The sequence below is a fragment of the Myxococcus sp. AM011 genome (genome assembly GCF_013372595.1).
Lineage (GTDB): Bacteria > Myxococcota > Myxococcia > Myxococcales > Myxococcaceae > Myxococcus > Myxococcus eversor.
Window position 1 is genome coordinate 1 of the sequence record NZ_JABXEM010000403.1, and the last position, 7,087, is coordinate 7,087.

The 7,087-nt window shown below is 69.5% G+C and carries 8 protein-coding genes; 5 read left to right on the forward strand and 3 right to left on the reverse strand.

From position 1 onward, the window contains the following. A partial coding sequence (locus HUW62_RS44565; RefSeq protein ID WP_217911938.1) for a D-Ala-D-Ala carboxypeptidase family metallohydrolase occupies positions 1-1,208 on the forward strand: 1,208 nt, incomplete at its 5' end. A gap of 13 nt (positions 1,209-1,221) precedes the next feature. Then, the gene (locus tag HUW62_RS49760; RefSeq protein WP_176437906.1) at positions 1,222-2,328 is read left to right on the forward strand and encodes a lipopolysaccharide assembly protein LapB; all 1,107 of its coding nucleotides are present in this window, start codon (positions 1,222-1,224) and stop codon (positions 2,326-2,328) included. Between the two features lie 18 nt (positions 2,329-2,346). On the opposite strand, the gene HUW62_RS44575 is transcribed toward HUW62_RS49760, so the two are convergent. Further along, entirely contained in the window at positions 2,347-2,898 is a 552-nt protein-coding gene (locus HUW62_RS44575) for a metal-dependent hydrolase (protein WP_176437907.1), read from the reverse strand. 30 nt (positions 2,899-2,928) lie between these two features. After that, the gene (locus HUW62_RS44580) at positions 2,929-3,162 is read right to left on the reverse strand and encodes a hypothetical protein (RefSeq protein ID WP_163869487.1); all 234 of its coding nucleotides are present in this window, start codon (positions 3,160-3,162) and stop codon (positions 2,929-2,931) included. 164 nt (positions 3,163-3,326) lie between these two features. On the opposite strand from HUW62_RS44580, the gene HUW62_RS44585 reads away from it, so the two are divergent. From HUW62_RS44585 to HUW62_RS44595, 3 genes are all read left to right on the forward strand, one after another. Beyond that, a complete protein-coding gene (locus HUW62_RS44585) occupies positions 3,327-3,851 on the forward strand; it encodes a MarR family winged helix-turn-helix transcriptional regulator (RefSeq protein WP_176437908.1) in 525 nt (174 codons plus the stop codon). Between the two features lie 108 nt (positions 3,852-3,959). Beyond that, entirely contained in the window at positions 3,960-5,207 is a 1,248-nt protein-coding gene (locus HUW62_RS44590; protein ID WP_176437909.1) for an HlyD family secretion protein, read from the forward strand. 2 nt (positions 5,208-5,209) lie between these two features. Further along, the gene (locus HUW62_RS44595) at positions 5,210-6,751 is read left to right on the forward strand and encodes a DHA2 family efflux MFS transporter permease subunit (protein WP_163869484.1); all 1,542 of its coding nucleotides are present in this window, start codon (positions 5,210-5,212) and stop codon (positions 6,749-6,751) included. 98 nt (positions 6,752-6,849) lie between these two features. Here HUW62_RS44595 and HUW62_RS44600 read toward each other — a convergent pair. Then, the coding region (locus tag HUW62_RS44600; RefSeq protein WP_255203986.1) for an MYXO-CTERM sorting domain-containing protein at positions 6,850-7,087 on the reverse strand (238 nt) is incomplete at its 5' end.

A 7,087-nucleotide genomic window follows, 5' to 3' on the forward strand; every position in this document is an offset into this window, starting at 1 on the left:
GGGGGGAGGCGCTCGTGAAGAGGAAGGCACGGTGGGGGTGGCTGGCGCTGTTGGCGCTCGTCGCGAGCTGCAAGTGCGGGAGCGAGACGGACCCGACGGGCACGGGAGGCAGCGGAGAGCCTCCGCCCCTGGTGGAAGTCACCACGCAGAGCGGGGGAGAGCGGGTGTCGCTGGCCATCATCGAGGCCTTCACGCGTCGCGAGGGCACGCCGACGCGCACGTCGTTCGTGACGAGCGAGGAAATGGTGGTCCGCGCGCGCGTCACGGGAGGCGAGGCGGGGCTGGTGGACCGCATCCAGTGGACGGTGACCGCGGTGGGCACGCGCACCGGCCCGGCCGAGCCCGCCACGGCGACGGGCGCGGAGCTGACGTTCCATGGCAAGTCCTCGCAGTCGGTGGCCGGCAGCCGGGACTCCAACCCTCCGCTCGAGTACGAGGTGCTGGGCGTGCTGGACCTGGACGATGGCCGGAGGCTGGAGGTGAAGCTGCCGCCGTCCTCGTTCCTCCGCCAGGACGAGACGGACACCCTGAGACAGGAGTATGTGGATTACGATACGGACTTCCAGCCGACGCTGGCCAACGTCCGCGTGGCGGGGAACCCGACGCTCAACCGGGGCAACTACACGCTCATCGCCGAGGAGACGCCGGGCGACCTGGACAAGCTGCTCCAGGAGGTGGACGCCGAGCTGAACAAGCTCCTCAAGGATGACGTGCAGGTGGTGCCGGTGGGCACCCTGACGCGGAGCCCCGCGACGGTGGTGGTGTCGCCGGGGCCGTCGGTGCTGATGCTCGGGCCGCTGGGGGACACGAATCCCAGTGGAGACGACGTGTGCTCGGGGGCCCGGGTGGGCGGCCTGTGCGCGGGCTCCATCCTCGCCGGACCGAATCGCCGGGCCGACACGACGGCGAACAACCGCTCCACGACGGTGAGCGTGGAGCCCTTCATCACCAGCGCGTTCCGCAACCCGCAGCGCAACCGGTTCATCGGCTCGGGCTCCATCAACAGCCGGCACACCCGGGGACGCGCGCTCGACATCGCCCCGCGCTCCATGGTGGTGCCCGGCCGGGACACGCGGCAGCTCATGTGCCTGGTGGAGCTGGCGGGCATCCGGGTGGTGGGCGAGGAAGACAGCTTCACGGAGAACGGGCCGGTGACGTTCCTCGACTGCAATGACCCGGCGGCGGACCACGTCCACATCCAGCGTTGAGCCAGGAGGACAGATGAGCGCGAAGGTTCTACTCGTCGCGGGGTGGGGGCTGCTCTCGCCCGTGCTGGCCCAGACTCCGCCATCCCCACCGCCCTCGGCGGCGGCCAAGCCCTCCGTGGCGACCCCCTCCACGCTGTCGCCCACGGCGAAGGAGGGCATCCGGCTGGCGCAGAGAAATTGCCCCTCGGACGGCTTCGACAAGGCGGGCTGCGCGAAGGCCATCGCTCTGCTCCAGGCGGCCGCGGCGGAGAATCCGGACCAGCAGGACGTGCAGCTCGCGCTGGCTCAGGCGTACTGGAACACGTCGTTTCGCGAGTCACCGCAGGCGCGAACTCAAGGCGACTTGCGGCAGCGCGCGTTGGACATCTACCAGCGACAGGTGGAGTTGGGGTCGAAGGACGCGAGGCCGTACTGGGAGCTGAGCCTGCGACAGAAGGACGAAGCGGGGCGCCTTCCGCTGCTGCGCCGCACGGTGGAGCTGAACCCGTCCCACCCGCAGGCGAACCGGGAGCTGGCGCGCACGGAGCTGGCGGTGGGCGAGGTGGACGCGGCGGTGCGCAGCTACCAGAGGCACCTGGAGGTGAGCCCGTATCGCGACTCGAGCGATGCGCTGGCGCACCTGGACTTCGCGAAGCGGCTGGAGGACGTGGGGCGCCCCAAGGACGCGACGCAGGTCACCGAGCGCGTGTCGACGCTGATGCAGGGCGAGCGTCGCGCCACGCGCTGCGAGGTCTGGCGGGCCGCGGACCCGAAGCTGTACGAGCAGCAGGCGGAGCTGTCGAAGCAGGTGAAGGCGCTGCTCCCCTACTGCACGGAGACGGCGTCACTCCAGCAGGCGACGGACCTGGAGCGCCAGGGTCGGGTCGACGAGGCGATTGTCGCCGCGAAGCGACAGATAGCGGAGAACCCGAAGGTGGAAGGCGCGCACGTCATGCTGGAGCGCCTCTACCAGGACAAGGGCGAGCCCGCGCAGGCCGCTCAGGTGGCCACCCAGCATCTGGAGCAGGAGTCCGACTCGAAGGAGAGGTGCGAGCGCTTCAAGGAACTCGCGCCCGCCACCGTGCGAGCCATGCCACAAGACCAGGTGGAGACCCTGCGGCGCGACTGCCGACAGCCGTGAGGGCCGGCCCGCTCGTGCTCAGCGCTCGACGCCGTCGGGTGTCGGCGCCTCGCGCTCCCCGAGGAAGCGCCGCCGCAAGGTCTTCGTCACCTCCGCGTCCCAGCGCGGGGACAACAGCTCCACGAAGGTCCTCCGCCAGCGAAGCGCGCACGCGAAGCACGCCAGCGTGGTGAAGAGGCCGATGACGGCGTTCTGCCACGAGGACAGGTTCCACTGCCCCTGCCAGAACCACTCCCGGAAGCTGATGGGCCAGTAGTAGTGGATGGGCCACCCCGGCCCGCTGCCCGCGAGGTCGCAGAGCAGGTGCAGGTGGAAGGTCCCCAGCGCCAGCAGCCCCACGCGCAGCCGCTGTCGTCCCAGCGCCATGCACACCCCAGCGGTGACGAGCGCGCCCACGAAGCCATGGAACAGCACATGGTGATAGCGCACGTACAGCTCCTCACCCCCGAGCAGCGTGAGCCCGTCCAGGTCCGGCGCCAGGCCCGCGCAGGTGACGAGGATGCGGTCTCTCCGCTCACGCAGGCTTTGCGCCGCCAGCCAGGAGCACTCCGCATGGACGAGGGGATTCATGGGGCCGTTGAGCCTACGCCAGCTTCGCGCTCACACCGGCACGGGCGAGCGCCGGGGCGTCCCCAGCAGCTCCAGCGTCCGCACCGCCACATCCGCCAGCGTGGCCGAGCACGGCTGACAGCCTCCTCCACAGCAAGGAGACCAGTCCCCCTCCGGGTCCCTGAGCAGGGGATACACGCAGCTGAGTAGGTAGTCCGGCAGCCCGGCCTCCTCGGAAGCACGGCGCAGCGCCTCCTGGACGGTGGGGTCCTTCACGTCGAGCACGCCCCCTTCATAACGGTGCGCGCGCCCCTTGGGGACCTGGCTTCACTCCCGGGCAGGCGAGCAGCCCTGCCCGTCTCCTTCTGGAGCCCCCTCGTGGATTTCTATTGCGTGCACTAGTTAGGGGCCTTACTAATTGGGGCGGCATCCTTTCGCCGAGCATCGAGATGAGCGTGAGTCCTCCCCCCATCACCCGCTTCGAGCGGCTGCAGCGACTGGCGAAGCGCTTCCCGCAGCTCGACTCGAGCGGCCTGGAGACGTGCATCACCCTCTTGCGCCTGTCGAACGACTTGTCGGACGCCTACGACGCCAGCCTGGCGCGACACGGGCTGTCGAAGGGGCGCTTCACCGTGCTCGTCCGGCTGTACTCCACCAGCGAGACGGAGGGCGGCCGAGGACTCATTCCGGCGGAGCTGGCGGAGAGTTCGTGCGTGAGCCGCGCCACCATGACGGGCCTGCTCGACACGCTGGAGAAGGACGGCCTCATCTCCCGGGAGGACCACCCGGAAGACCGCCGCATGTACACCGTGCACCTCACGCCGAAGGCCCGGCAACTGCTCGAAGGGATGCTCCCCGAGCACTACCGTCGCGTGGCCGCGCTCATGTCCCCGTTGAGCGAGCAGGAGCGCGACACCCTGCGCGAGCTGCTGGCCAAGGTCTCCACCGGTCTCCTCGCCTTCCGCGAGCCGTGAGCCACCCCTTGCCCTCCTGATTCCCCTCTGCCGGACCCGGCGGATGACCCGCCGCATCCAGATGGTTAGCCCCCAAATCATCGACTCGCTGAACCTTTGAGAACCACCATGAGCACTGCTTCCCCTTCCTTGGATGTGCAGGACAACGATGTTCCGAAGAACCTCCCCTCTGTCGCGAGGGAGCCCGCCGCGCCGCGCTCGCGAGCGAAGAAGGTGTTGCCCGCCCTCGTCGCGCTGGCGCTGGTGGGCGGCGGTGCGCGCTGGGCGCTGACGCGTGGCCACGAGTCCACGGACGACGCGCAGGTGGAGGGCCGCATCGCCAACGTGTCGCCGCGCGTGTCCGGCATGGTGGCCAAGGTGCTGGTGCGCGACAACCAGGCGGTGAAGGCGGGCGACGTGCTCGTCGAGCTGGACTCCACGGACCTGGACGCGAAGCTGGAAGTGGCCCGCGCGGACGTGCTGAGCGCGGAGGCACAGGCGTCCAACGCGCAGTCGCAGCTCTCGCTCACGGAGGCCAATGCCGGGGCGAACCTGCGACAGGCGCGCGGCGGCGTGACGCAGGCCAACAGCGGCATCAGCTCGTCCAAGGCGGCGCTGGACCAGGCGCACGCGGACGTGGCGGCGGCCGAGGCCCGCTTCAAGCTGGCGGACGCGGACATGACGCGCGTGAAGACGCTGAAGGAGCAGGGCGCGGTGACGCAGGCGGACCTGGAGGCGCGGCAGTCCGCGTATGACCAGGCGAAGGCGTTGCTGGACGTGTCGCGCGCGCGGCTGACCTCCACGCAGGCGGGGGTGCAGGGCTCCTCCGGTGGCCTGGAGACGGCGCAGGGCAAGCTCGCCGCCGCGGAGACGGGGCCGGTGCAGGTGCAGGCGGCGCAGGCGGCGGTGAAGCTGTCCGACGCGAAGCTCAAGCAGGCCCAGGCGGCGCTGCACCTGGCGGAGCTGGCCGTCTCCTATACGCACGTCCGCGCGCCGGTGGACGGCGTGGTGAGTCGCCGCACGGTGGAGGTGGGGCAGATGGTGGGCCCGGAGCGTCCGCTGATGGCGGTGGTGCCGCAGGACGACGTGTGGGTGGTGGCCAACTTCAAGGAGGACCAGGTCGGCGAGATGAAGGCGGGTCAGCCGGTGGAGGTGGAGGTGGATGCGTTTGGCAGCCACGCCTTCAAGGGCCACGTGGACAGCCTGGCCGGCGCCAGCGGCGCGCGCTTCGCGCTGCTGCCTCCGGACAACGCGTCCGGCAACTTCGTGAAGGTGGTGCAGCGCATCCCCGTGCTCATCCGCTTCGACGGTGAGTCGAAGGTGGCCCTCAAGCCGGGCATGAGCGCCGTCGTCACCGTCGACACGAGGAGCAACTAGTCGTGAAGGGCGACGTCATCACCGGTTCAAAAACCGGTATCACCATCGCCGCCATGGCCGCGGCGCTGATGTCCGTGCTGGACATCTCCATCGTCAACGTCGCGCTCAGCGACATCCGCGCGAGCTTTGGCACGCCGTTGGACCAGATTGCCTGGGTGTCCACCGGCTACATGATGGCGAACGTGGTGGTCATCCCGATGACGGGCTGGCTCCAGCGGCGCTTCGGTTTCCGGCGCTACTTCACCGCGTCCATCCTCATCTTCACCGCGGCCAGCGTGCTGTGTGGCCTGGCGTGGAACCTGCCTTCGCTGGTGGTGTTCCGCATCCTCCAGGGCATGGGCGGCGGCGCCATCATCCCCACGTCGCAGGCCATCCTCTTCGCGCGCTATCCGCAGAAGGAGCACGGCATGGCCGGCGCGCTCTTCGGCCTGGGCGCGGTGACGGGGCCGCTCCTGGGGCCCACGGTGGGCGGCCTGCTCATCGACGTGGCGAGCTGGCACTGGATATTCCTCATCAACCTGCCGGTGGGCCTGTTCGCCGCGTTCATGGCGTGGCGTCACATCAAGCAGGAGGACTTCCAGCCCTCCACGGCCCGCGTGGACCGCTGGGGAATCGCCCTGCTCGCGGTGGGCATGGCGGCGCTCCAGTTCGTGCTGGAGGAGGGCACGCGCGAGGACTGGTTCGACAGCATGAAAATCACCGTGCTCGCCGTGGTGGCGGGCGTGGCGCTCATCACCTTCGTCGTCCACCAGTTGGAGACACCCGAGCCGGTGGTGGATTTGCGGGTGTTCGCCAACCGTTCCTATGCGGCGGCCACGGGGGTGAACTTCCTCGTCGGCACCGCGCTGTTCGGAGGCTCGTTCCTCTTCAGCCTCTTCTGCGGCACGGTGATGCACTACTCGGCGCTCGACATCGGCCTGGTGTTCCTCAAGGGCAGCTTCATCCAGGTGCTGTTGATGCCGCTCATCGGCAAGTTCGGCGGCAAGCTGGACGGGCGGTGGCTGGTGGGCCTGGGAATCATTGGCATGTGCCTGTCGCTGTGGACCAACGGCCACTTGAGCAGCACGGCGGACGAGGCGACGCTGATTACGCCCGTCTTCATCCGCGCCTGCTCCATGGGCTTCATCTTCGTGCCGCTGTCGGTGATGGCGCTCAGCAACCTGCGGCCGGACCAGCGCGGCAACGCGGCGGGGCTTTTCAACCTGACGCGCGAACTGGGGGGCTCCATCGGCACCGCGTGGATGAGCAGCGCGCTCAACCGGCTGACGAAGGTGAACACCACGGCGCTCACGTCGCACGTGGACCCGTACAGCCAGGTGACGCAGGAGCAGCTCGCCGCGCTCAAGGCCACGGTGGCCTCGCGGGTGACGGACCCGCTGTCCGCCGCCTACGGCCTGTTCAGCCAGCGCATCAACATGCAGGCGCTGGTGCGGGCCTTCAACGCCAACTTCACCGTGCTCACCGCCATCTTCGCGTGCTCGCTGGTGCTGGTGTTCCTCCTCCAGCGCGCCAACCCCGGCGTGAAGGTGGAAGGCGCGCACTGAGGCTGTCTCCCACGCGCCGGAAACAAGAAGCGGGTCCGCTCCCCGAGGAACGGACCCGCTTTCGTTTTCCAGGCAGTGGCGAGGGCCGTCGGTTCAGCTCAGCGCCGACGGGCGCGGACTTCCGCGGGCTTGCGACGACGGCTCAAGAGCCCGGCCATGGCCAGCAGCGCGGTGGCGGCGACGAACGGCGCTCCACCCGTGGCCGACGCGCCACATCCCTGCGGACCGCTGTCGGACAGCGGGTTGTTGGGGCCGTTGTCATCGTTCACCACGCCGACGTTCGGCGTGCCGGTGCCGGGCAGCGTGGGGACGGAGATGACCGGCGGGGTGGGAATC

Coding starts and splice junctions, on each gene's coding strand:
- HUW62_RS49760 (WP_176437906.1), top strand. CDS start 1,222: ATGAGCGCGAAGGTTCTACTCGTCGCGGGGTGGGGGCTGCTCTCGCCC.
- HUW62_RS44575 (WP_176437907.1), bottom strand. CDS start 2,898: ATGAATCCCCTCGTCCATGCGGAGTGCTCCTGGCTGGCGGCGCAAAGC.
- HUW62_RS44585 (WP_176437908.1), top strand. CDS start 3,327: ATGAGCGTGAGTCCTCCCCCCATCACCCGCTTCGAGCGGCTGCAGCGA.
- HUW62_RS44590 (WP_176437909.1), top strand. CDS start 3,960: ATGAGCACTGCTTCCCCTTCCTTGGATGTGCAGGACAACGATGTTCCG.